23 protein-coding genes are annotated in these 23,380 nt (G+C 64.3%); 12 read left to right on the top strand and 11 right to left on the bottom strand.

Annotated features, from left to right (window positions below; translation table 11 throughout):
• Nucleotides 1-2 precede the first annotated feature (2 nt).
• On the bottom strand, nucleotides 3-1,118 hold the full coding sequence (locus tag BN1233_RS17550; protein ID WP_046864878.1) for an efflux RND transporter periplasmic adaptor subunit: 1,116 nt from the start codon (nucleotides 1,116-1,118) through the stop codon (nucleotides 3-5).
• Nucleotides 1,119-1,254: 136 nt separating this feature from the next.
• Here BN1233_RS17550 and BN1233_RS17545 point away from each other — a divergent pair, with 136 nt between their 5' ends.
• From BN1233_RS17545 to BN1233_RS17520, 6 genes are all read left to right on the top strand, one after another.
• Entirely contained in the window at nucleotides 1,255-1,821 is a 567-nt protein-coding gene (locus BN1233_RS17545) for a TetR/AcrR family transcriptional regulator (RefSeq protein ID WP_046864877.1), read from the top strand.
• Between the two features lie 135 nt (nucleotides 1,822-1,956).
• The gene (locus tag BN1233_RS17540; RefSeq protein WP_046864876.1) at nucleotides 1,957-3,135 is read left to right on the top strand and encodes a 4-hydroxybenzoate 3-monooxygenase; all 1,179 of its coding nucleotides are present in this window, start codon (nucleotides 1,957-1,959) and stop codon (nucleotides 3,133-3,135) included.
• A gap of 107 nt (nucleotides 3,136-3,242) precedes the next feature.
• Nucleotides 3,243-4,607, top strand: a complete 1,365-nt coding sequence (locus BN1233_RS17535) for an MFS transporter (protein WP_046864875.1) — start codon at nucleotides 3,243-3,245, stop codon at nucleotides 4,605-4,607.
• Between the two features lie 127 nt (nucleotides 4,608-4,734).
• Complete coding sequence (gene pcaH / locus BN1233_RS17530; protein ID WP_046864874.1) at nucleotides 4,735-5,460, top strand: protocatechuate 3,4-dioxygenase subunit beta; 726 nt, start codon at nucleotides 4,735-4,737, stop codon at nucleotides 5,458-5,460.
• 4 nt (nucleotides 5,461-5,464) lie between these two features.
• Nucleotides 5,465-6,100 (top strand): protocatechuate 3,4-dioxygenase subunit alpha, encoded by a 636-nt coding sequence (pcaG, locus tag BN1233_RS17525; RefSeq protein WP_046864873.1) that lies wholly within the window; start codon nucleotides 5,465-5,467, stop codon nucleotides 6,098-6,100.
• A gap of 14 nt (nucleotides 6,101-6,114) precedes the next feature.
• Nucleotides 6,115-6,948 (top strand): 3-oxoadipate:acetyl-CoA acetyltransferase, encoded by an 834-nt coding sequence (locus tag BN1233_RS17520; RefSeq protein WP_046864872.1) that lies wholly within the window; start codon nucleotides 6,115-6,117, stop codon nucleotides 6,946-6,948.
• A 345-nt stretch (nucleotides 6,949-7,293) separates the two neighbouring features.
• Here the strand turns inward: BN1233_RS17520 and BN1233_RS17515 are convergent, their stop codons facing one another.
• Nucleotides 7,294-8,043 (bottom strand): aspartate/glutamate racemase family protein, encoded by a 750-nt coding sequence (locus BN1233_RS17515; RefSeq protein ID WP_046864871.1) that lies wholly within the window; start codon nucleotides 8,041-8,043, stop codon nucleotides 7,294-7,296.
• Nucleotides 8,044-8,229: 186 nt separating this feature from the next.
• Here BN1233_RS17515 and BN1233_RS17510 point away from each other — a divergent pair, with 186 nt between their 5' ends.
• Nucleotides 8,230-8,655, top strand: coding sequence for a hypothetical protein (locus BN1233_RS17510; RefSeq protein ID WP_046864870.1), 426 nt, complete (start codon nucleotides 8,230-8,232; stop codon nucleotides 8,653-8,655).
• Between the two features lie 46 nt (nucleotides 8,656-8,701).
• On the opposite strand, the gene BN1233_RS17505 is transcribed toward BN1233_RS17510, so the two are convergent.
• Complete coding sequence (locus tag BN1233_RS17505) at nucleotides 8,702-9,619, bottom strand: LysR substrate-binding domain-containing protein (RefSeq protein WP_046864869.1); 918 nt, start codon at nucleotides 9,617-9,619, stop codon at nucleotides 8,702-8,704.
• Nucleotides 9,620-9,800: 181 nt separating this feature from the next.
• Between BN1233_RS17505 and BN1233_RS17500 the strand changes: the two genes are divergently transcribed.
• The 3 genes from BN1233_RS17500 to BN1233_RS17490 all read left to right on the top strand — a co-directional run bounded on the left by BN1233_RS17500 (nucleotide 9,801) and on the right by BN1233_RS17490 (nucleotide 11,310).
• Entirely contained in the window at nucleotides 9,801-10,226 is a 426-nt protein-coding gene (locus BN1233_RS17500) for a DoxX family protein (RefSeq protein WP_046864868.1), read from the top strand.
• Nucleotides 10,227-10,299: 73 nt separating this feature from the next.
• Complete coding sequence (locus tag BN1233_RS17495; protein WP_046864867.1) at nucleotides 10,300-10,830, top strand: VOC family protein; 531 nt, start codon at nucleotides 10,300-10,302, stop codon at nucleotides 10,828-10,830.
• Nucleotides 10,831-11,010: 180 nt separating this feature from the next.
• A complete protein-coding gene (locus BN1233_RS17490) occupies nucleotides 11,011-11,310 on the top strand; it encodes an HU family DNA-binding protein (protein ID WP_046864866.1) in 300 nt (99 codons plus the stop codon).
• 90 nt (nucleotides 11,311-11,400) lie between these two features.
• On the opposite strand, the gene BN1233_RS17485 is transcribed toward BN1233_RS17490, so the two are convergent.
• The 6 genes from BN1233_RS17485 to BN1233_RS48410 all read right to left on the bottom strand — a co-directional run bounded on the left by BN1233_RS17485 (nucleotide 11,401) and on the right by BN1233_RS48410 (nucleotide 18,018).
• Nucleotides 11,401-11,919: a DoxX family protein gene (locus BN1233_RS17485; protein WP_082145512.1), complete on the bottom strand. Its 519-nt coding sequence runs from the start codon at nucleotides 11,917-11,919 to the stop codon at nucleotides 11,401-11,403.
• A gap of 283 nt (nucleotides 11,920-12,202) precedes the next feature.
• Complete coding sequence (locus tag BN1233_RS17480; protein WP_046864864.1) at nucleotides 12,203-13,486, bottom strand: RNA polymerase sigma factor; 1,284 nt, start codon at nucleotides 13,484-13,486, stop codon at nucleotides 12,203-12,205.
• Nucleotides 13,483-13,848 (bottom strand): YciI family protein, encoded by a 366-nt coding sequence (locus BN1233_RS17475; protein ID WP_046864863.1) that lies wholly within the window; start codon nucleotides 13,846-13,848, stop codon nucleotides 13,483-13,485. The genes BN1233_RS17480 and BN1233_RS17475 overlap by 4 nt, the downstream gene beginning before the upstream one ends.
• 276 nt (nucleotides 13,849-14,124) lie before the next feature.
• Nucleotides 14,125-16,485 carry a Tex family protein gene (locus tag BN1233_RS17470; protein ID WP_046864862.1) on the bottom strand — a complete coding sequence of 787 codons (2,361 nt, stop codon included), beginning with the start codon at nucleotides 16,483-16,485 and terminating at the stop codon, nucleotides 14,125-14,127.
• A 346-nt stretch (nucleotides 16,486-16,831) separates the two neighbouring features.
• A complete protein-coding gene (locus BN1233_RS43000; protein ID WP_048708022.1) occupies nucleotides 16,832-17,626 on the bottom strand; it encodes a DUF6455 family protein in 795 nt (264 codons plus the stop codon).
• Complete coding sequence (locus BN1233_RS48410; RefSeq protein ID WP_048708026.1) at nucleotides 17,623-18,018, bottom strand: hypothetical protein; 396 nt, start codon at nucleotides 18,016-18,018, stop codon at nucleotides 17,623-17,625. The genes BN1233_RS43000 and BN1233_RS48410 overlap by 4 nt, the downstream gene beginning before the upstream one ends.
• Nucleotides 18,019-18,181: 163 nt before the next feature.
• Between BN1233_RS48410 and BN1233_RS17450 the strand changes: the two genes are divergently transcribed.
• Both BN1233_RS17450 and BN1233_RS17445 read left to right on the top strand, forming a co-directional pair.
• The gene (locus BN1233_RS17450; protein WP_046864860.1) at nucleotides 18,182-20,038 is read left to right on the top strand and encodes an ABC transporter ATP-binding protein; all 1,857 of its coding nucleotides are present in this window, start codon (nucleotides 18,182-18,184) and stop codon (nucleotides 20,036-20,038) included.
• A 194-nt stretch (nucleotides 20,039-20,232) separates the two neighbouring features.
• Nucleotides 20,233-21,066, top strand: a complete 834-nt coding sequence (locus BN1233_RS17445) for a hypothetical protein (RefSeq protein ID WP_046864859.1) — start codon at nucleotides 20,233-20,235, stop codon at nucleotides 21,064-21,066.
• A 111-nt stretch (nucleotides 21,067-21,177) separates the two neighbouring features.
• Here the strand turns inward: BN1233_RS17445 and BN1233_RS17440 are convergent, their stop codons facing one another.
• Both BN1233_RS17440 and BN1233_RS17435 read right to left on the bottom strand, forming a co-directional pair.
• A complete protein-coding gene (locus BN1233_RS17440) occupies nucleotides 21,178-22,155 on the bottom strand; it encodes an MBL fold metallo-hydrolase (RefSeq protein WP_046864858.1) in 978 nt (325 codons plus the stop codon).
• Between the two features lie 202 nt (nucleotides 22,156-22,357).
• Entirely contained in the window at nucleotides 22,358-22,624 is a 267-nt protein-coding gene (locus BN1233_RS17435; RefSeq protein ID WP_046864857.1) for a hypothetical protein, read from the bottom strand.
• Nucleotides 22,625-23,380 lie beyond the last annotated feature (756 nt).

Genomic DNA, 23,380 nt, shown 5'->3' with positions numbered 1-23,380 from the left:
GCTCAGCGCCGCTCTGCGACCTTGGTCACGTCGATGCTGTTGTCGATCTTCACCACCGCACCGGATTGCAGCTTGTTCTGACCGGAGACGACGACCTTCTGGCCCGGCTCGATGCCGGAGATGATCTCTGACACGGCGCCCTGGCGACGGCCGATCTTGACGAAGACCTGGCGGACGACCTCGCGCGACACCCCGTCCTTCTCCTCCTGCTCGACGAGATAGACGTGGTCGCCATAGAGGCTTGCGATGATGGCAGTCTGCGGCACGGTCACGACGTTCGGCTCCGGCGGCAGCTGCACGCGCACCTGGAGGAACTGGCCTGGCAGGACCGCCTCGTCCGTGTTGTTCAGGATCGCCTGGACCGAGACGAGACGCGTCTGCGGATCGACCCGTGGATCGATTCCAATAACCTCGCCGGAATACGGGAGTTCCTTGTCGGTCACGCCAAAGCGGACCGGCTGCCCGACCTTCACCCGCGGCACCATCTGCTCGGGCACCGTGAAGTCGACCTTCATGGACCGGAGATCCTGAAACGTCGCGACGATGGTGCCGGGCTGCACGAACTGCCCGATATCGATGCGCGGGATGCCGGCCACGCCCGTAAACGGCGCATTCAGAGCCTTCTGATCGATGATCGCCTTGACGCGGTTGAGACGCGAGCGCGCCGTCGCGAGCTGCGCAACCGCCTCGTCATGCGAGACCTGCGTGTCGAAGCCGCGGGATCGCAGGGTCGTTGCACGCTCCAGAGTCGCCTCGCGGAGCTTCACGGCCGCCTCGATGTCGACGAGATCGGCCCGCTCAACGGAGTCGTCAAGCTGGACGAGCACGTCGCCCTTGTTGAAGCGCGTGTTCGCCTTCAGCTTGATCTCGCGCACGACGCCCGCGGTCTCGACGGCGAGCTCGACGCCGTTCGCCGCGCGCGCGGTCCCGATCGCGTCGATGCCGGGCGTCCATTCCCGGGCCTCGACCATGACGGCCGAGACGGTCTGGGGCGGCGGCTGCATATTCGCGAAGAAGCCGGCGATCATCTGGTCCCGGAAGAAGTTGAACCAGACGAGGCCTCCGCAAAGCCCGATCGCGAGCAGGAAAACGAGGGAGACTACGATGCGCCGCTTCATGGGCTGTCCATTCAGGATGTTTGAAGACAGGCCGGGTGATGCGGCTTAATCGCCCGCCTGCACCATTTCGTTAACGCCCGCGCCTGTGAGGCGCCTACATACCGTCCAGACGGTATAGTTTCAACAGGATTCCATCGTGACGGCCAAGCCTCGGATTCGCGCAAGCTCTCGGGAACGGATTCTCGACGCGGCGGCGGAGCTCGTGACGGAAGTCGGCTCCGGCCATCTCACCCTCGACGCCGTGGCGGAGCGCGCCGGTCTGAGCAAGGGCGGCCTCCTCTACAATTTTCCGAGCAAGGATGCCCTCCTCCAGGGCATGCTCGAGCGGCTGATCGCCGAGGTCACGGCGCACCGGGCCAGCCTGCGCGCCGAACAGCAGGTTCGGCGCAACCTGGAAGCCTGGCTAAGCGTGACCGCATCCTTGCAGACCCGTTGCGGCGAGATGAAGGCAGTCGCCAATGGGCTTCTCGCCGCCTCGGCCGAGAACCCCCGCCTGCTCGAGCCGGCGCGTGACGCCATCAAGAACGATTGGGAGCGCCTCAAGGCGACTTCGGACGATCGTCCCGCCGCGATGCTGGCCTGGCTCGCCGTCGAGGGGCTCAGCAGCCTCGAGATGCACGACCTGAGTCCCCTGACGGATCAGGATCGGAAGGAGATCGCGGACGCGATCGACAAGCTCCTGGAGAAGGGGATTTCGAGGTAGCAGGGCCACCATGACGGGCCGGTTCCGCTCGAGATAGGACGTTCATCTCTACAAGGGCAGATCGGAACTGTCCGTTTACTTTGCCCCCTCCTGGATTAGGATCGGAAAGAGCGCGGCTCATCAGAGAAAAGCGCCATGCGGACCCAGGTTGCGATCCTCGGCGCCGGCCCGGCGGGCCTGTTGCTTTCGCACATGCTCCATTTGCGGGGCATCGACTCGGTCATCATTGAGAGCCGTTCGCGGACGGCGATCGAGGCGACGATTCGCGCCGGCGTGCTCGAGCAGTCCACCGTCGATCTGATGACCGAAATCGGCGCCGGCGAGCGCCTGAAGCGGGAGGGCTTCGTCCATCACGGCATCGAACTGCGCTTCGCCGGCCGAGGCCACCGCATCAACCTTCATGATCTCGCCAATGGGCGCGTGATCACGGTCTATGCCCAGCATGAAGTACTCAAGGATCTGATCGCCCTGCGGCTGCGGACCGGCGGCCAGATCCACTTCGAGACCAAGGCGACCGGTCTTGAGGATGTGACCTCCGATCAACCGAAAGTCCACTTCAGGACTCGAGAGGGCGAGGAGAGGGAGCTCGCCTGCGACTTCATTGCGGGCTGCGACGGCAGTCACGGCATCAGCCGCCAGGCAATCCCGGAGGGCGGCGTTCGCAAGGATTACTTCCGGGTCTACCCGTTCGGCTGGTTCGGCATCCTGGCCACGGCGCCTCCGTCCTCGGACGAGCTGATCTATACGCACCACGACCGCGGCTTTGCGCTGGTCTCCACCCGCTCGCCCGATGTCCAGCGCATGTATTTCCAGTGCGATCCGAACGACTCGGTCGACAATTGGCCAGACGAGCGCATCTGGGAAGAGTTGCAGACACGCACCGGGGGCGCGGGTTTCCGATTAAAGGAAGGGCCGATCTTCCAGAAGGGCATCATCCCGCTGCGTTCGTTCGTGTGCGAGCCGATGCAGCATGGCCGCTTGTTCCTGGCCGGCGATGCGGCCCACACCGTGCCGCCGACCGGCGCCAAAGGCCTGAATCTCGCGGCGGCCGACGTCCACGTGCTCGCCCGCGCCCTCTCGACCTACTACGCTTCGGGCTCGACCGACCTCCTGGGAGACTACTCGCGCACGGCGCTGCGGCGGGTATGGCGGGCACAGCATTTCTCGTGGTGGATGACGTCCATGCTGCACCGGTTCTGGGAGGGGACGGAGTTCGATCTGAAGCGGCAATTGGCCGAGCTCGACCTCGTCACCTCCTCACGGGCGGCTGCGACCACGATCGCCGAAAACTATGTCGGCTTGCCACTCACCTGAGAGAGACCGGAACGTCAGGTTCCTCCGAGCCGTGGCAAATGCGTAACAGGCTACGGCAAGACTGCGATCGGCAAAACGCATCCTGAAAGAGAAAGAGGGAGAACGTCATGCCTGATGGCCCCATCATTGACGTCCAGACCTTCCTCAACGAGCACCCGTTCTCCGGCTTCCAGCGGGTGATCTTCGCCCTGTGCTTCTGCATCGTCCTGCTGGACGGTTTTGACACGGCAGCTATCGGCTACATCGCACCTTCGCTGGTCACCGAATGGGGCGTGGAGCGACCGGCGCTGGCGCCGGTCCTGAGCGCGGCGCTATTCGGCTTGGCGTTCGGGGCGCTCTCCGCAGGACCGCTGGCTGACCGCTTCGGTCGTAAGGCGGTCCTGGCGGGTGCGGTGATTCTCTTCGGCATCGCCTGCCTCGCCTCCGCATCGTCGGGCAGCCTGACGCAACTGGTTGTTTGGCGTTTCGTCACAGGCCTCGGGCTCGGCGCAGCCATGCCCAATGCCGTGACCCTGATGAGCGAGTATTGTCCCGACGGACGGCGGGCGATGCTGACCAACGCGATGTTCTGCGGCTTTCCGCTCGGCGCGGCTTTCGGAGGCTTTCTCGCGGCCTGGATGATCCCGCAATTCGGCTGGCGCAGCGTCCTGATTCTCGGCGGAGTCACGCCGCTGATCCTGGCGCTGCTGCTCGTCCTGTTCCTGCCGGAGTCGCTCCGCTACATGGTCGCCGAGGGCTATCCCGCAGAGCGTATTCGCGGCGTTCTGCATCGCATCTCCACAACCGCCGTCGATGCAGCCTCCTTCGTGATGCACGAGAAGGGGCCGGCGCCCCAAGGAAAGAGCAGCATCGGAGTGGTGCTCTCGAGGGACTACCTGGTGGGGTCGGTGATGTTGTGGCTCGCCTATTTCATGGGACTGGTGATCTTCTACGCCTTGATCAACTGGATGCCGATCCTGTTCAGGGACGCGGGGCTGGCGCCTGCCACTGCTTCCCTCATCACCGCCTTGTTCCCTCTCGGAGGCATCGGTGCGATCCTCTCCGGCTGGCTGATGGACCGCTTCAACGCCAACATCACCATCGCGGTGTGCTTCGCGCTGACGGCCGTGACCGTCTACGCCATCGGCCAGACGACCAGTGCCCTCGGCCTGCTAATGCTGGTCGTGCTCGTCGCGGGCACGGTCATGAACACGGCCCAGTCGTCGCTGCCCGCGCTGGCCGCTGCGTTTTATCCGACGAATGGGCGCGCGACGGGTGTGGCCTGGATGCTCGGGCTGGGCCGCTTCGGCGGCATCGCGGGCTCATTCCTCGTGGCCGAGCTGTCGCGCCGAAATCTCAGCTTTGCCGAGATCTTCATGATCATCGCCGTTCCGGGCCTGATCTCGGCTGTGGCCTTGGCGATCAAGCAACTCGTCCACCCCGAGGACAAATCAGCCTATGCCGCGGCTCGAGGCGAAGCCCTGGGCCATTGAGCCGGCCACGTCACATGCGCTGCGAGACCGGTTGCGGATCCACGGTAGCGCCTGGGGTGGAGATGACGCATAGATCTCACCTGCCCGCTGGCCTGGTGCCACGAGCATACAAGGGAGGAGAGCGCGCATGAACCCGGAGAGCGAGTTCATTCAGCGGGACCGGAGCCTGCATCCGCCCGCGCTGACCCCGAACTACAAGACGAGCGTGCTGCGCTCGCCGCGCATTCCACTCTGGTCGCTGCAGAACTCGCTCTCGGAGGTGACCGGGCCGACCTTCCGGCGTGAAGAGCTCGGCCCCCTCGATAATGACCTCATCCTGAACTACGCCAAGTCCGGCGAGCCGATCGGCGAGCGCATCATCGTGCACGGGCGCGTTCTCGACGAGAACGGACGCGGCCTTCCCAATACGCTCGTCGAGGTGTGGCAGGCCAATGCCGGAGGCCGCTATCGGCACGTCAACGACCGCTATCTCGCACCGGTCGATCCGAATTTCGGAGGCTGCGGACGCACGCTCACCGACAAGGACGGCTATTACTTCTTCCGCACCGTGAAGCCGGGCGCCTATCCCTTCCGCAACCAGGTCAATTCGTGGCGTCCCGCGCATATCCATTTCTCGATCTTCGGCACGGGCTTCGCGCAGCGGCTGATCACCCAGATGTATTTCGAAGGCGATCCCCTGATCCGCCACGACGTGATCGCGAACACGATCCCGGATCCGGAAGCCATCGAGCGCCTCATCGCCCCGCTCGATCTCAGCGCTGCCATTCCGCTCGACTGCCTCGCCTATCGCTTCGATATCGTGCTGCGCGGGCGCCGCTCGACGCTGTTCGAGAACAAGCTCCAGGGGAACTGACGCCATGACGATCCCATCCCTGCCCTACCTGAAGGAAACGCCCTCGCAGACAGCCGGACCCTACGTCCATATCGGCCTCATTCCGCACCAGGCGGGCTTCGATATCTTCGAGAACAACTTCTCGAACGTCCTCGTGACCCCGGCCACCAAGGGCGAGCGGATCACCATCGAGGGACGGATCTTCGACGGCACCGGCGCGATTGCGCGCGACATCCTGGTCGAGATCTGGCAGGCCAATGCCGCCGGACGCTATGACCATCCGGCCGACCGGCAGGAGAACAAGCCGCTCGATCCGGCCTTCCGGGGCTGGGGCCGCACCTGCACGGATTTTGACAGCGGCCTCTATCGCTTCGAGACGATCAAGCCCGGACCGGTCGCGGGTCGGCACGGGCACCGGCCGATGGCGCCGCATGTCAGCTTCTGGCTGGCGGCGCGCGGCATCAACATCGGGCTCGCGACCCGGATGTATTTCTCCGACGAGGCTCAGGCGAATGCGGCCGATCCGGTGCTCAACATCATCGAGCAACCCGCCCGCCGCGAGACCCTGATCGCGCGGCGCGAGGAGCGCCCAGGCGAGGTCGTCTATGTCTTCGACATTCACCTGCAGGGCGAGCGCGAGACCGTGTTCTTCGATATCTGATCAAGGAAACAGCCATGAACCCCGTCGTGATCGCGGTCGCCATCACGGGCTCGGTGCCGCGCAAGAAGGACAACCCGGCGGTGCCGGTCACGCCTGCGGAGCAGATCGAGTCGACGCACGAGGCCTTCGAGGCGGGCGCCTCGCTCGTGCACATCCATGTCCGCAACGACGACGAGAGCCCGTCCTCCGATCCGGAGCGCTTCGCGGCCGTGCAGGAGGGCGTCGAAAAGCACTGCCCAGGCATGATCGTGCAATTCTCGACCGGCGGGCGTGGGCGCGATCCGAGCGCCCGCGGCTCGGCCTTGTCTCTGAAGCCCGACATGGCCTCGCTCTCGACCGGCTCGGTCAATTTCCCGACCATCGTCTACGAGAACCACACCACGCTCGTGACCGATCTCGCGACGAAGATGCGGGAATTCGGGATCCGGCCGGAGATCGAGATCTTCGATCTTTCGCATCTGCATGGGGCGAAGCGCCTGGTCGAGGCGGGTCTGATCGATGAGCGCCCGCACGTGCAGTTCGTGATGGGCGTGCAGAACGCCCTGCCCGCCGAGGAGCACCTGCTCGACCTGCTGCTCGGAGAGCTCCGCCGCGTGCTCCCGAAGGCGACCTGGACGGCGGCCGGGATCGGGCGCAACCAGGCACCGGTCATGGAATGGGCGCTGAAGCGCGGCGCCGATGCGGTGCGCACCGGGCTCGAGGACAACATCCGGATCAGCAAGGATCGGCTCGCGAAGAGCAACGCCGAATTGGTAAGCTTGGCCGTCCAGGCAGTCGAGCGGCACGGAAGACGCGTCGCGACACCGACGGAAGCCAGGACAGCTCTCGGCCTGCAGTCTCGGGCCTGATCGGCGCGGTTGGCGCGGGCAAGAAAAAAGGCCGCCCTGAAGAGCGGCCCGAAGTTTAGGGAGGAAACGCCCAAGAAGGGCTGCGGCAGGGCGACGCCAATCACCCGGCCACGCAAGCAATATGCTGCATCGCACCTAAGAAAGCAAGCGGATTCGATCGTCTGAAACTGTCACAGACGGTCGCACCCTCTCAAAGCCAGCGAAAATGGCCGGATTTTTGAGTCAGAACCATTTTAGACGCGACAAAACCGCCCAAAAACCCGAATTTTTGAGCCATTCGCATGCGTCCCACACATAAGACAATGACACTGACGCATATGCTGCAACGCAGCATAACTCTCATCGTCACATAGGCCGGCCATGCATGGCGCTCTCCAACGCCTCGCCGAGACCAATGGTTTCGACCGGCTGCGGTGCCGATAATGATCCTGCCCGCGCCTTTCGGGGCCGGAGCCTCGCCGCAGCAAAAGCCGCACGGAAGCCGACCTCGACGGAGCAGAGCACGGGAACGGGCACGTCCTCATCGATTCGGCTTGCCAGCCCGGCAAGCGCCGCTCCCCCGAGAATGACGACTTCGGCGCCGTCCTCCTCGGCACACGCCCTGGCCTGCCCGGACAGCGATGCGAGAGCGCGGTCCGGAGCCGCTGCGATCTCGGCGCCCGTCGGAGCAACCGTCCGGACGCTTGCAAGCGAGGCCGACAGCCCGATTGCGGTGACGAATTCCTCCAGCATCGGGCTCCACCGGGCGCCGCCGGTCACGATGGAGAACCGGCGCCCGACTGTTGCCGCGAGGTGACAGGACGCCTCGGCCATCCCGATAACGGGGACCGGCGACAATTCCTTGAGGGCAAACAGGCCCGGATCACCGAAACACGCGAGATAGACGGCGTCGCAGCCTTCGACATGGGTCGCGAGGAGCTCGAGCGCGGCGTGACTGGCGATCGCCGCCGCGCTCCGACTCGAGATGTAGCGCGCGCCGAACCGTCCCGTGACCGCGCGGATCTCACTGCCGGGTTCAGCGAGTCGCCTGCCGAGATCCGCCACGAGCTCCGTGACGGATTCGGTCGTGTTCGGATTGATGACGAGAAGGCGCATCGCTCATGCTCCGAGCTGAATTGTGTGCACCCGAAAGGGCCGGATGCATAGGGCGTCCAGGCCCGATCCGCTTAAAATTTCAGCCATTCCGGCGCGCCGGCTCTCGAACTTTCCCTCGTGGCTCTTGGTTGATCCTGCAGGCTGGTGGGTGATCGAAGCTGCTCTTCCTGAAAGAGGAGTCGAGCCATGGAACATAAACGTCTGGCCGAACTCAACCGCGTTGCAGATGTGAAGCCCGCCCGGCCAGCCCGCCCCCTGTCGCGGCGCGAGCGCCTAGACCGCTGGGCCGAGCTGCTCGAGCGGGACCCGGATCGCCTGCTCGCGACACTGGACGAAATCGAATTCAAGCCGAAATCCGTGCGCCGGTCGATGCGGGCGGACGGGTCTGCTCTGTCGGTCGCCTATACGGATCCGGTGCTGCGGGCGGAGGGCATGGCGAGCGATCGTCTCGGCGATTCCATCGCGTTCTTCGACCTCTCCGAGCATGATGCGCACATCATCCTCTGCTCGTGCCATGGCGGCTCGACGATGCGGGCCGAAGAGGCCGCGCGGCGTGTCCGCGGGATCCGTTCTCCGAGCCTGTGGCCGCTCTATTTCGGCTGGTTCTGGTAGCGCGGCTCAGGAACCGTCTACACGATGCGCCGCTGAAGGGCCGGTGCTAAAGGCCGCGGTCCCAGGGCGGCACCGCTGCGAACCGCTTCACCAGGAAGTCCACGAAGGTTCTGACCTTTGCCGGCGGATGGCGGTCGGAGGGATATACGGCGTAAACATTCGAGGTCTCGATAGCCGGCTCGTCCAGCACGAGCGCGACGAGCCGGCCCGCGCGAATGTCCTCGCCGACGATGAAAGTCGGCTGGTAGATCAGGCCTTGGCCGGCCAGCGCCGCCGCGAGAAGCGCGTCGCCATTGCCCGCGCGAAGATTGCCCGTGACCGGAACGGCGATTCCGCCGTCTCGCCCGAAATGCCAGCGATCGGGCCCGACTCGGCTCGACAGCGTGTATCCGAGGCAGTTGTGGCTCTTGAGATCGTCTACCCTCCGCGGCGTGCCATTCGCCTCGAGATAGGCTGGTGATCCGCAGACCATCAGGCGGCATGGCGCAAGCTTTCGCGCCACGAGGGTCGAGGAACTCAATCCGCCGATGCGGATCGCGAGATCCCAGCCCTCTTCGACGAGATCGACGATGCGATCGTTGAGACCGAGATCCACGCGCACGGACGGGTGCAAACGGACGAAGTCCGGAATTGCAGGCGCGATCTCGCGAACTCCGAACGAGAGCGGGACGTTGAGCCGCAACGTCCCTCGCGGCTCTACGCGGTCGGCGGATGCGACGGCATCCGCCTCCTCGAGATCGTCGAGAATCCGTTCCACGGCTTCGAGATATTTCCGCCCCGGCTCCGTGAGCGTGAGCCGGCGCGTCGTGCGGTGAAGGAGCTTCACGCCAAGGCGCTCTTCGAGGGCGCCGATATGCTTCGTCGCCATTGTCTGTGACATGCCAAGAGCCCGTGCCGCCGCGGAAAGGCTGCCGAGCGCGGCCACGCGCGCGAAAACCTGCATGCCGGTGACACGATCCAGCATCCCGTCTCACTCCTGGGGTGAAAGATCACCGAAGTCGGTGGTCAGAGCATGGAGCCGACGACCACTCGCACCATCGGGCATCCCGCCTCACACTTCAGGTGTGAAGTGTTATTCCCTCTCTCAGGATTATCAATACAGCGATAGCAGTCGATATCTCCTGGGTATCCTCCACGAGGTTCCCATGATCGATACCCGCACCGCACCCTATGCAGCTCTCTTGCTCCGCGTGAGCCTTGGCATTCTGTTTCTCGCCCATGCCGGCCTGAAGCTGTTCGTCTTCACGCCCGCCGGCACCACACAGTTCTTCGGAAGTCTCGGCCTTCCGCCCTTTCTCGCCTACCTGACGATCACGGCCGAGATCGTGGGCGGGGTCGCGCTCATTCTCGGCTTCTACAGCCGCCTCGTTGCCATCGCGCTGATCCCGATCCTGCTCGGGGCGATCGTGACGGTGCACGGACCGGCGGGATTCTTCTTCACGAATCCAAAGGGCGGATGGGAATTCCTCGCCCTGTGGATCGCAGGTCTCGCGGCCCTGGCGCTTCTCGGCGACGGCGCCTTGGCGCTTCGCTCGAGCGATCGGGCGATTCCTCGCACGGTCACACAGTAGATCCTATGTCCTCTCAGCGATTGGCCTCTTCCATCGAGGGGCCGGTCGCCACCAGCGTTTTGGAGCACGAACGATGTCCGAACAGACCACGCCTTTACCGGCTCGGGAAACAGATCTGACGCCGCGTCCGATCGCGGCCGGCGTGAGAATTGGCCATGTCCATCTGAAGATTGCGGATCTCGACCGCGCCCTGGCCTTCTATTGCGGGATCCTGGGCTTCAACCTGATGCAGCGCTACGGCACGCAGGCTGCATTCGTCTCGGCCGGCGGCTATCACCACCATATCGGCCTGAACACCTGGGAGAGCCGCGGAGGATCCCCTCCCCCGCCCGGCACGACCGGCCTCTTCCACATGGCGATTCTCTACCCGACCCGGCGCGACCTCGCCGACGCCCTGCGCCGCTTAATCGAAGCGGGCGTGACGCTGGACGGCGCCTCCGACCACGGCGTCAGCGAAGCCCTTTACCTGCGGGACCCGGACGGCAACGGCCTCGAACTCTACTGGGATCGCCCCGAAAGCGAGTGGCCCCGGACGAGCGACGGCGAGCTCGCCATGCATACCAGAGCGCTCGACCTGCAAGGTCTCCTAAGGGAACTCGCCTGAGCCGGTGCCGAGGTGCCGGGGATCAAGCCACATTCCGGTCACGCGACCTCACCAGCGGCATCGAAAATCGTGTCTATGCCGCATCAGCTATGGCTTTTGCACGATTGGTGCCGCAGGATCCCTTGACGGGTATGCAGAATCCTTCATGAGCTATGCCTCCTATCCCACGACGAGGAAGCCATGAACAAGAACGACCTGATCGAAACCCTGGCCGAACAACACGAGTTGACGAAGACCTTTGCCAGGGATCTGGTCGACAGCGTGTTCCAGACGATTACGGAAGCCGCCCAGAGGGGCGAGGAGGTTGCCATTTTCGGCTTCGGACGGTTCCGCGTTGCGGAGCGCCAGGCCCGGAAAGGCCGCAATCCTCGTACCGGCGAAGCGATCAAGATCGCAGCGTCGAAGAACCTCAAGTTCGATGCGGCGCGCTCCCTGAAATCGACGCTCAACGCAAAGCGCCGCGGGCGCAAGAAGGCCTGAGCGGTCAAAAGCGGCCCATCTTCCGGCACGGGGGTAGCTGACGCTCCCGTGCCGAAACGTATCCTTCTCTTGAACCTACCGAGGCGCGCCTCAGGCAGCCTCAGCGAGCCCGTCGCTCTCCACGGAAGAGCGGGCCGGAGCCGGCTTGGACCGTGGCGTTCTCGGCTTCGATGACTTCTTGCGGGCCTTCTGGGACTTCGCCTTCTCGCCTCTCCACCAGCTCTGCCAGCTCCATTCGCCAGGACCACTGACGAGATAGAGCAGCAACCCGGCGATGGCCCCGATATTCGCCATGAAGACCGCCTGCTCGAACATGCGGATGGTGCCGCTCATCTCCCAGAAGCGGTGCAGGATTCCGGTCGTGAGCAAGGTCGCGGCGATCAGCGAGAGTGAGGCGAGACGGGGCGCGAGCCCGAGGATCAGAGCCACGGGTCCGAAGATCTCGATGATCATGACAGCGGCGGCCAAAAAATCGGTATAAGGCAGCCCTTTCGACGCCAGCAATGCGGCAAAGCCCGAAAGATTGGACGCGCGCGAGATCACGGACGGCAGGAAGCATGCGGCGAGCAAAACCCGCCCCGCCAGCAGCGCCGCATTTGTCGAATTCATTCCTCTCGCCCCCACTCCTGCTGGACGGGAATCGTCCTGGACCCGGGTGCGATCTGGAGCCCACGACGTTAATCAGCCGTTAATGAGAGGCCGAGGTTCGAGAGTGGTGTTGAACGACGGAACGGCGCGCCGGGATTGGAGATTGGCGTAAAAGCTCCAACGGGTAGATTGCTTCGCCTTTGGCTCGCAATGACGGAAGTGCGGCGGAAGGGACTGTGCCTCGCCGCCCGCGGCTCGCAAAGACGACAGTGAGTCTGCATCAGGCTGGTTGGTGACTTGGCGATCACGCCGAACCAGCAGAGGACTTGCCTGCGAAAGCCGTCTCGCCGTCTTTCGCGAGGCGGTCGAGGTGCATCCGGATATGGGCTGCCTCCGCGGCCGTGTTCGCGAGGGCAATGGCGCGGTCGAAGGCCGTGCGGGCCTCGTCCATGCGACCAAGCTGCATGAGAAACGCGCCCTTGGCTCCGAAGAAATGGAAGTAGCCCGAAAGCCGCGGCGCCAGCGGCTCGATCATCTCCAGGGCCGCCGCGGGGCCGTGCACTTTGGCGACAGCCACTGCCCGGTTGAGGGTGACGATGGGTGACGGCTGCAGCTTTTCGAGAGTTGCATAGAGAAGATCGATCTCGACCCAGTCCGTGTGCTCGGGTCGGGTCGCGCGAGCATGCAGCGCCGCGATAGCCGCCTGAACCTGATAGGGACCGGTACGCCAGTGGCGCATCGCCTTGTCGATCAGCGCAAGTCCTTCGAGGATCAGCTTGCGATCCCAGAGGCTGCGATCCTGGTCTTCCAGCAGCACGATCTCGCCATTCGCATCGAAACGCGCCGCGGCACGCGCGTGCTGCAGAAGCAGAAGCGCTGCCAGACCCATGATCTCGGGCTCGCTCGGGAAAAGCCGCAGCAGTAGTCGCGCGAGCCGGATTGCCTCCTCGCAGAGAGGCGCGCGAGCCGGGGCCTCCCCGCCCATGGCGGAATAGCCCTCGTTGAATACGAGGTAGATCATGGCCGCGACGGCAGCGAGCCGCTCTGCGCGTTCCGCGGCGCCGGGCGCCTCGAAAGGAATGTCGGCGTTGGCGATGCGGCCCTTGGCGCGTGTGATGCGCTGCTCCATCGCGCTCTCGCCGACGAGGAATGCGCGGGCGATCTGCTTTACGGAGAGCCCCGATACGATGCGCAGCGCCAGCGCGATCTGCTGGGTCGCCGGCAGATCGGGATGGCAGCAAATGAACAGCAGGCGCAGGACGTCATCACGGTAATCTGCGCCGTCGAGCCTTTCTGCAAGATCGGCCTCCGCATCTTCGAGGTCCGAAATCAACTCCTCATCTGGCAGCGCCTGCTGCCTCGCCCGCCGGCGCACCTGGTCGATGGCAATGTTCCGTCCGACGAAGATCAGCCACGCGGCAGGATCCCGCGGCGGGCCCTTTTCCGGCCAGGTCTTCAGGGCCCGCAGGCAGGCCTCCTGGAACGCTTCTTCCGCGAGATCGAGATCGCGGAAGTAGCGCAGGAGTGCAGCGAGCGCCTCGGGGCGGGCCGACGTCAGCGCCGCGTCGATCCAACGCAATTCGGTCATGTCGTGCCACTCCCGGGCAGGAACAGCGAAATCGGCCGAAGCTCATAGGCACCACCGGGATTGGCGCGCGTCAGATCGCGGGCGATCTCGAGCGCCTCTTCGAGTCCCGAAACATCGATGACATAGAACCCGAGCAGCTGCTCCTTCGTCTCGGCAAAGGGGCCGTCGATCACGAGGTCCCGGTTTTTCAGGAGCGTCGTCGCGGCCGTGGTCGGCAGCAGCCGCGCCGCGGGCCCGAGCTTGCCCTGTTCGCGGACTCTCCGGTGGACCGCATCGAGCCTCGCCATGACCGCGTCGTCTTCCTCCTTGGACCAGGAGCCGACGACCTTCTCGTCATGGTAGCAGAGGATCGCGTAAAGCATGCGTGGCGCTCCCTTCCGATCTGAGGACGAGCGAGCATACGCAAATCCGACACGTCGTCGGCCAAAAATGACGCCGCTCCGCAGATTGATGGGATCAGAGTCGTACCCATTACCTGCCTAGCGCATCGTTCGACGCGGAAAAGTGGGTCCACTTTTCCGCATCGAACGATGCGCCACTCAAGGGCCGAAGCATCGGATTGGTCCCAAAAATGGAATCCACTTCGGGGTCCGATGCTATAGCGGCTGTGACGTATCGAGCTGCCGCCGAAAACCAGCCTAGCGGCGCCGATCCTTGCCGGATTCCGTGCCTTTCGCACCGGAAAGGCCGGCGCGGCGGAACGCCTCCGCGAGCGCTCCGCCAGCGCTTGGCTGTTGCTGCCGTGGGGCGGCATTCGATCGCGCGCCGGACCGCTGACCGCCGCCTGGGCTGCGGTTCGCGGAAGCCCGAGAATCACCGTGTTCGATCTTCTCGTCGAGGCGCATCGTGAGTGCGATGCGTTTGCGCGGAACATCGACGTCGAGGACTTTCACCCGTACCACGTCACCGGGTTTTGCAATCGTGCGCGGATCCTTCACGAAGGTGTTGGACATCGCCGAGATGTGCACGAGCCCATCCTGATGCACGCCGATATCCACAAATGCTCCAAACGCAGCGACATTCGTGACGACGCCTTCCAGCACCATCCCGACCTTGAGATCGCCGATTGTCTCGACGCCCTCCTGGAAGCTCGCGGTCTTGAATTCCGGGCGCGGATCGCGACCCGGCTTCTCGAGTTCGGCCAAGATGTCCGTGACCGTCGGCAGGCCAAACCGCTCGTCGGTGAAGGCCTGCGGCTTCAAGGTCTTCAGCACGGAACCGTTGCCGATCAGGACCTTGATGTCGCTTTTCGTCGCCTCGAGGATGCGGCGGACCACCGGATAGGATTCCGGATGCACGCCCGAAGTGTCGAGCGGGTCGTCGCCGTCGCGAATGCGAAGGAAGCCGGCGGCAAGCTCGAATGTCTTGGGGCCGAGGCCCGAAACGTCCTTGAGCGCCCTGCGGCTGCGGAACGGGCCGTTGGCATCGCGGTGGCGAACGATGTTCTGCGCAACCCACTCGCCCAGTCCGGAGACGCGGGCCAGCAACGGAGCGGACGCCGTATTCACGTCGACGCCGACCGCGTTCACGCAATCTTCCACGACCGCATCGAGAGAGCGCGAGAGCTTGTGTTCGGAGAGATCGTGCTGATACTGGCCGACGCCAATGGATTTCGGCTCGATCTTCACGAGCTCGGCGAGCGGGTCCTGCAGGCGCCGCGCGATGGACACGGCGCCGCGCAGGCTCACGTCGAGTTCCGGGAGTTCCTGGCTCGCATAGGCGGAGGCCGAATAGACCGATGCGCCGGCCTCCGAGACCATGACCTTCGTGAGCTTCAGGTCCGGGTGCTTCGCAATGAGCTCCGCGGCGAGCTTGTCGGTCTCGCGCGATGCGGTGCCGTTGCCGATGGCGACGAGCTCGACGCCGTGGACTCGACAGAGCCTTGCGAGCGTCGCGATCGAGGCATCCCACATCCGCTTCGGCTCGTGCGGGTAGATGGTGTCGGTCGCGACCACCTTGCCGGTGCCATCGACGACGGCGACCTTGACGCCCGTCCGGTAGCCGGGATCAAGGCCGAGCGTCGGACGGGCCCCGGCCGGGGCTGCAAGAAGAAGATCCCTGAGGTTTCCGGCGAAGACCCGCACCGCCTCTTCCTCCGCGGCCTGCCAGAGGCGCATCCGGAGATCGAGCTCGATGGAAACCCGAAGCTTGGTTCTCCAGGCCCAGCGCGCCGTTTCCATGAGCCAGCGATCACCGGGGCGCCCCTTGTCCTGGATCCCGAAGGTGAGCGCGACACGACCTTCATACGGGCTCACATAGCCCGATTCCGAGACGGACTTGTCCTCCTCGAGCCGCAGATCGAGCATCTCTTCCTTTTCACCCCGGAAGAGAGCCAGGATCCTGTGGGACGGAAGCCGCGTGAGCGGCTCGGCGAAGTCGAAATAATCGGCGAACTTTGCGCCTTCGGACGCCTTGCCGTCCCGAACCTTCGATGTGAGGCGTCCGCGTTGCCAGTAATCCTCACGCAACTGGCCGACGAGTTCGGCATTCTCGGCAAATCGCTCGACGAGGATCGCGCGCGCGCCTTCGAGCGCAGCCTCCACGGTTGCGACGCCTTTCTCGGTATTCACGTAGGATTCGGCAGCCGATTTCGGCTCACGCGCCGGATCGACCAGAATCGCGTCCGCGAGAGGCTCGAGCCCGGCGTCGCGCGCGATCTGGGCCTTGGTGCGGCGTTTCGGCTTGTAGGGAAGGTAGAGGTCTTCCAGCCGAGCCTTGGTCTCGGCCGCAAGGATCTGTCCGCGCAGGGCGTCATCGAGCTTGCCCTGCTCGCTGATGCTGTCGAGGATGGCCTTGCGCCGGTCCTCCAGTTCCCGGAGATAGCGCAGACGCTCCTCCAGGGTTCGAAGCTGCGCGTCGTCCAGGGTGCCGGTCGCCTCCTTCCGATAGCGTGCGATGAACGGAACGGTTGCGCCGCCGTCGAGAAGTTCGACCGCCGCCTTCACCTGCCATTCCTGGGCATTCAGTTCGGTCGCGATTCGCTGCGTAATCGAAAGCATGCACGCGCTCTCCTGGGACATGGGGCGCGGTGTCTACAGGAGAGCCGCCGCGGAGGTCAAACGCACCCGCGAGCTGCTGCGCGACAACCGATCCAATTCTGCTAGCGCAAGGACCGATGCTATAGGCGCGGATTCTGGCCTCAGGCACGGCCCGATGGCGATCGAGCGCTCCGACACATCTCTCCATCACGGAGATCCTGACAGAAAAACGCCCGGTGCCTTGCAGCACCGGGCGGACAGGAAGGCCACCAAAAGCGTCAGGACAACGCTGATATGACCATAGCAACACCGGACGCCGAGCGCATCCTAAAGGTGAAGAAATGGTTAAGGCCGAAATCCGGGGCCGTCAGGGTGCGGACGGGCCCGCGGCAAGCCCGGTCCCGGAACGCAGTTCCAGAAACAGGGGAGCGTTCACGCAGAAATCCGGCTCTGCCCGGTCCGGCGACGCACCTTCGCTGAGCCACTGCCGGCACTGCTCCGATGCACTGCACCACAGGCAACGCCGCGTTGCTGTCGCGAAAGCCCGGTCACGGAGCATCGCTGCGACCGGATCGACACTGAGGCGCTCCATCATGTCGCCCATGAGACGCGCCTGGCGCTCGACCCGATCTCTCATCCATCTGCGCATGGTCATGGTCTTCTCTCCTGCTCGCTCTTGCCAGATCCGCCAGCCATTGGTGCTCAACGCCATCACGTCGGTGGCCAAGCCGAAAGGCGAGGCGACGAGCAGGTTGTGTGACGCCCAGCCCAGCGTCGAAGAGACGAAGTACCAGCGCAGTGCCAGCGGGTCCTGCTGCCAGCGCCCGACAGTGGCAAGCGCGAGACCGAGGGCGGCTCCTGCGGATGCCACGCCATGCCAACTCCATCCCGCGAGCAGGATGATGGCCGGAGCGGTTCCCCAGAACGCCAGCATCGCGACCCGTGACCGTGCCGCTGCGGCCGCACCGAGCTGCACGAGCGAGAGCGCGCACATCGCGGCACCGGTATAGGCGCCGATCACTGCGAAATGCGCCCCGAAACAGATCGCCTGCGCACCCTGCCCGATCAGGATCGCGCGGCGGTTACGCAGGAGGCCCCAGACGATCGCGGACGCAACGCCTCCAGCCCCCAGCGCATTGGCGAGAAGCCCGGCCTCGATCACGCTTCGGGACTCTCGACCGGGGCCTCGTCGCGCAGCGCCACAAGAGTCGGCGAATTCGGACAGTAGGCATCGAAGGTCGAGGGGCCCCATCCGCGGTCGAGATCGCGCCGGCACCGGCGGGCCGAGGCACATCCCGAGCAGGTGACCTGCATTTCCTGGAGGATCGCCGGATCGCGGCGCCGAACGACTTCGGGATCGACTGCAAGCCCGTCCATCATTTCCCCGAGGTTTCCACCGGATCGAGCGCCATGGGAGGCGATGTCGGCCAGTAGGCCGACCGGGATACCGATGTCGCGGGCCAGCGCGTGGCGCCCTTCGGTGCCGAGCGCCGCGAATTCGCGCGATGCGGCCAGATTGGAGCGCCAATGCTGGATCGTCGAGGCGAATGTCATGGGAAACTCCAATACTGCAAGTTCATTATGCCGAGGGCCGCGCCAGCTGGCCTTGCTCCAGATCACTCACCAGGGCTGTGGTCCTTAATGCTTGGCCCCGGGAACTGGGCGCTTGTCCCGTGCGGGTCGAACTCGGGCCGGCAACTCCCCATCTTTGAGAACCATGCTGAGTTCCGCCCCCCGGACACGCCAGACCTTTCGCGAGCGCGCGGGCGCGCTACGCCACATCCCGGCGCTGTTCGCCCTCGTGTGGCAAGCGAGCCCGCCGCTGACCGCTGCAAGCCTCTTGCTGCGACTGGTGCGGGCCTCTCTCCCGGTCGCGATCCTCTATGTCGGCAAGCTCATCATCGACGAGGTTGTCCTGCAGAGTCGCCTCACGCCTCCGGGAGCGGATCTGGGCGACTGGCTCGCAAGCGGACGGCTCGATGGGCTCCTGGGGCTGATCGCCCTCGAATTCGCGCTCGCGGTCCTGGCCGATCTGCTGGGGCGGGCGAGCTCGCTCGTCGACAGCCTCCTCTCGGAACTCTACAGCAATTTCGCCAGCATCCGCCTGATGGAGCATGCAGCGACGCTCGATCTCGAGCAGTTCGAGAGCAGCGAGCAGCAGGACAGGCTCGAGCGCGCCCGCAGGCAGGTCACCGGAAGGACCACGCTCCTGACGCAATTGTTCGGCCAGGCGCAGGATATTTTGACCGTCATCTCGCTGGCTGCCGGCCTCGTCGTCTATTCTCCGTGGCTGATCGGCCTTCTCGTCCTGGCGCTCGTGCCCGCGTTCCTCGGCGAGGTGCATTTCAATGCGCAGGGATATCGACTGAACTATTTCCGGACGCCCGAGCGACGGAAGCTCGATTACGTGCGCTTCCTCGGCTCCAGCGTGGACACGGCTAAAGAGGTCAAGCTGTTCGGCCTCAATGGCTTTCTGGTCGATCGTTTCCGCGGCTTTGCCGAGCAGATGTACGACGACAACCGCAATCTCGCCGTGCGACGGGCGGTGTGGGGCGGAGTGTTCGCGGCTCTCGGCTCGCTCGCCTACTATCTCGCTTATGGCGTGATCGTGTGGCGAACTGTCAGCGGAGAGTTCAGCGTCGGCGACCTCACCTTTCTGGCGGGCTCTTTCCTGCGGCTGCGCGGATTGCTGGAAGGGCTCCTCCTGGGCTTCTCCCAGATCGCCGGCCAGGCGCTCTATCTCGAAGACCTGTTCTCCTTCTTCGAGGTCCGGCCCGAGATTACGTCACCGTCGAACCCGAGACCCTTCCCCCGTCCCATCCGGACCGGCTTCGTGTTCGAGGGCGTCGGGTTTCGCTATCCCGGAACGGAAAGTTGGGCTGTCCGCAATCTCGATCTGACCCTGCGCGCCGGTGAAGTCATCGCCCTCGTGGGTGAGAACGGCGCCGGCAAAACGACGATCGCGAAGCTCCTGGCGCGCCTCTACGACCCCACGGAGGGCAGGATCCTTCTCGATGGGCACGACCTGAGGGACTACAGCCTTGCCGATCTCAGGGGTCACATCGGCGTCATCTTCCAGGACTTCGTACGCTTTCATTTCACGGCCGGCGAGAACATCGGAGCTGGCCGGATCGAGGCCGCAAACGACCGCGATCGCGTTCAGGAGGCGGCCGGACGCAGCCTGGCGGACCAGGTGGTTGCCCGGCTCCCGAGAGGCTATGAGCAACCCTTGGGCAAGCGCTTCAACGAGGGCGTCGATCTCTCCGGTGGCGAGTGGCAGAAGATCGCGACGGCCCGCGCCTATATGCGGGATGCTGATCTTCTCATCCTCGACGAGCCGACCTCGGCGCTCGATGCGCGCGCCGAATACGAGGTCTTCCAGCGCTTCAAGGACCTGAGCCGAGGCAAGACCGCGGTTCTCATCTCGCACCGATTCTCCACGGTGCGCATGGCCGACCGCATCCTGGTGCTCGAGGGCGGGCGCGTTATCGAGAACGGCACGCATGCGGAACTCGTCGCTGCCGGCGGACGATACGCGGAACTCTTCGAGCTGCAGGCTGCCGGTTATCGGTGATGCGACCATTCTGGGACTGCCGCTCCTTGGAGTCCGAAGGTATTGGCCGGATGACATCTCCCGTGCGGGCAGGTCTGGTTTTTAGACAGTCAATCTCCAGATTCACTGTGCGACCATCACCATAGTATCGCCAAGGTGAAACGGTTGTCAGAGACATGCGTTTGCCGGCTGGACAGCTCAGATCAGGTGCGCCGATGGGCGCCGTCGCTCGCGTAAGATCGGTTTCGGCGGTGGCTCTTCCGCTGTTCCTGCTTCTTTGTCCGATCCCGAGCCAGGCACCGGAGGCTGCGCAGCCTTCGCCACCAACCAGCGTCGAGCCCGATCTGCTGAGCCGCGCCTACCGCGAACTCGCAATCGGTCTCAAGCGCCGCGCAGAGAGCGCCAGGGATACGGCGGGAACGGACGCCGGAGCCGGGCCACTGTCGGGCGGAGCGTTCTCCCTGACTCAACCTCTAGAGCTTGAAGCGGCCGAGCCGGATCGGCTCCTGTTCGACACCCGCCCGCTTGGCCCGCAGCAGGCTTTTGCCGCTCCTGAACATCCGAGCCAGGAGGCCGAGAGATCTCTCCTCGCACTCCCTCTGCCGCCGCCCGTTCCGGACGTCACCATCCCACCAGCCATAGCCGAAGCCTCTGCAGGAGTTCCCGAAGGCGTGCCTCTCCCGCCGGAGCGCCCGGACGAGACAGCAGTGGCCTCGGAGGATTCTGCGTCATCGCCAGAGGTGACATCGGCGATCGGAGCGCCCGAAAAGGCTCGCCCGCGAAAGGCACCCCGGCGTCGCGAGGTGCGCCGAACCACCCCAAAGCCGGAAGTCAGGCGCGGTGCGACGGCGCCTGCTCCAGCACCAACGTCCCCTCCTGCAGAAGCCCCCTCGCCCAATGGCGGTTCCGCTCTTCAGCGCGCGTCGCAGAGTTTCACCAACGCCCTCACCTGCCTGTTCACTCCGGGCTGCGCCGGCCACAATCAAGCCACGGGGAACGCAACCGGGGCCGTACCGCAGCAACTCGGTTCGGATCCGGTCCGGAGATAATCCTCCAGGAGCATCCCGCTCGAGGCATTTCCGGACTCTCGTTGCGCCTCGCTCACGCAAGGAGACAGCGCAGGCGAGTGCCGGCCGCCCGGCCCGAACTCCGTGCTCGGCTCACATGGCCGACATCCACTGGACGGGCACGTATTCGAACCCGTTGCCTTCCTTGCGGACATGCCCTGTCGCCGGGAACGGCGCATGGTAGAACGCAAGCTGGGTGCGTTCCGCAGCCGCCATGTCGAGCATCCTGCGCCGTGTCGCTCGCGCCTTATCGGCATCCATATCGAAGATGGCGGACCAGTCCGGATGGCGAACGAAAAGCCGGGGATGGTTGGTGAGGTCGACGACGTGCGTGAGGCTCTTCCCGGCGGATTGAATGACGAAAGCCGTATGGCCCGGCGTATGGCCGGACGCGTCGATCGCCGTTATGCCAGGCGCGATTTCCTTACCCCACTCGAACTGCTTTACGTCCTTTGGGTTCGGGCCGAAGACCCGACGCGCATTCTGGAAACTGCCTTTCAGCCCTTCCGGTGACTGCGCCATCCGAGCGTCGTCCATCCAGAAGGCCCATTCCGGTGCAGGCACCATGATTTCTGCATTCGGGTAGACGGTCGTTCCATCCTTCAGACGCAGGCCATTGATGTGATCGCCATGGAAATGGCTGATGATCACGATGTCCACTCTGGCCGGGTCGAAGCCGGCTGCGCGCAGATTCGTCACGGCAAGGCCGGTCGTCGGCGCTCCCGTGTCGCCGAGGCCGGTATCGATCAGGATCGTCTTCCCGCCGGACCGGAGGACCATCGGCGTGAACGTGTTCTGATAGGCGTCCGTCGGCAGGAAGGCCTCTTCGGCCGCCTTCCGGACTTCCGCGATATCTGCATTTCGGACGAAGTTCTCGAGCGGCCTGGGCGCAGACCCGTCATGAACCGCGGTAATCTCGATGTCACCGATCTTGTAGCGATAGAAGCCAGGTGCCTGCCGATCTTCCGACGAGGCGCTGGTCGGACTGCTCGTCTGCGCGCCGGCTGGCATGGCAAGACCCGCTGCAGCAGCAGGGCCGGCTGCCAACAGAGTACGGCGTGAAACGGACATGAAGACCTCCCTATATTTCGACCCGCCCAGCGGGCACTCACGCATTAAAGCTCAGCTCGAACGTTGATGCCTTGCACGATTCGGTGAGTGCATCATGCATATCTCTCACCTATTTCGGCCATAACTCGGCGAGAGGCCGCGTGACGTCCCTTTCGGTGCTCCGCGCCAGCATCCTCCGGATCTCGCGTCAGGGGCGCTCCGTTCAGTTCAGGCGAAGTGTCCAATTGTTCGAGAGCGGAAAACGCGGCGGAACCACTCCTGCTCGTGCAACGAGGCGATCTTCCTGATAGCCTGTATCGGGATCGATGGATCGCTCCAGGATCGCGACGCCGCTGACATTCCGGCCGACACTCTTTGCGAACGAGGAGGCTTTGTCGACGGCATCGAAGACGACTGCCTGACTCGTGCCGACAGTTGCACCGACGCGGTGAAACGGGAAAACGATGTAAGCTTTCAGCGGTTTCGACATCAGAACATCCCACTCGAATGAGAACGTCCTCGTGCTCCGAAAGTGGGATCCGTATAGCCACGCTTCAATACCCTTGCTGGCCAGCCCCAAGTCCGCCTCGAGTTCCCCGCAGCCTCAGGCGAGCCCGATTTTCAAAGGCGCCGCATCACCAATCTTTCGGGTGAGAATCGGGCCGCCTACCGACCCCTTCCCGGACAGGCTCTCGCGCCTCGGTACATTCCGCAACCAATTGCGCGTCATCGCCGCAGCCGACTCGGACAGCGTCCCCTTGACGGGCTCATGGACACTCACCAACTCGAATAACGTCAAGACTTGCAAGATCTTGGCACAGCGGGCGCCGGCTCGTGTCCGGCGATTCCGTGGTTGCGTCGCTCGGTAGAGAATGCAGCTATGAGGAGCTTTTGCTTTCCTCTCTATCATACGACAGTCGGCTGCGACCGGCTGTTCGACAGGTTCGACCGGACTTCCGGTCTCGCGGTGCCTAATTTCCTGCCCTGTGACATCGAGAAACTGCACGACGATCACGATCGTATCATCGTGACACGTGCCAGTTGCCAACCGGATGATGTCGAAGTCGTTCGGAAGAAGTGCCTGCTCCTTGCTGCTGGTCAGAGGCGCTCGAGCGAGGAAGTTCTCCAGTTCCTGCATCGAGGTATTGCGGCACTTTCGTCCAAGCAGAACTGCAGTCCTAGCGGACGGAATGCAGATTGCGGCTGCGCACCTGCCGTATCGCTTGCCGACACTCAAACTCGTGCG

Source organism: Microvirga massiliensis, assembly GCF_001006805.1.
Lineage (GTDB): Bacteria > Pseudomonadota > Alphaproteobacteria > Rhizobiales > Beijerinckiaceae > Microvirga > Microvirga massiliensis.
This window is presented reverse-complemented; position numbering and strand designations above follow the sequence as displayed.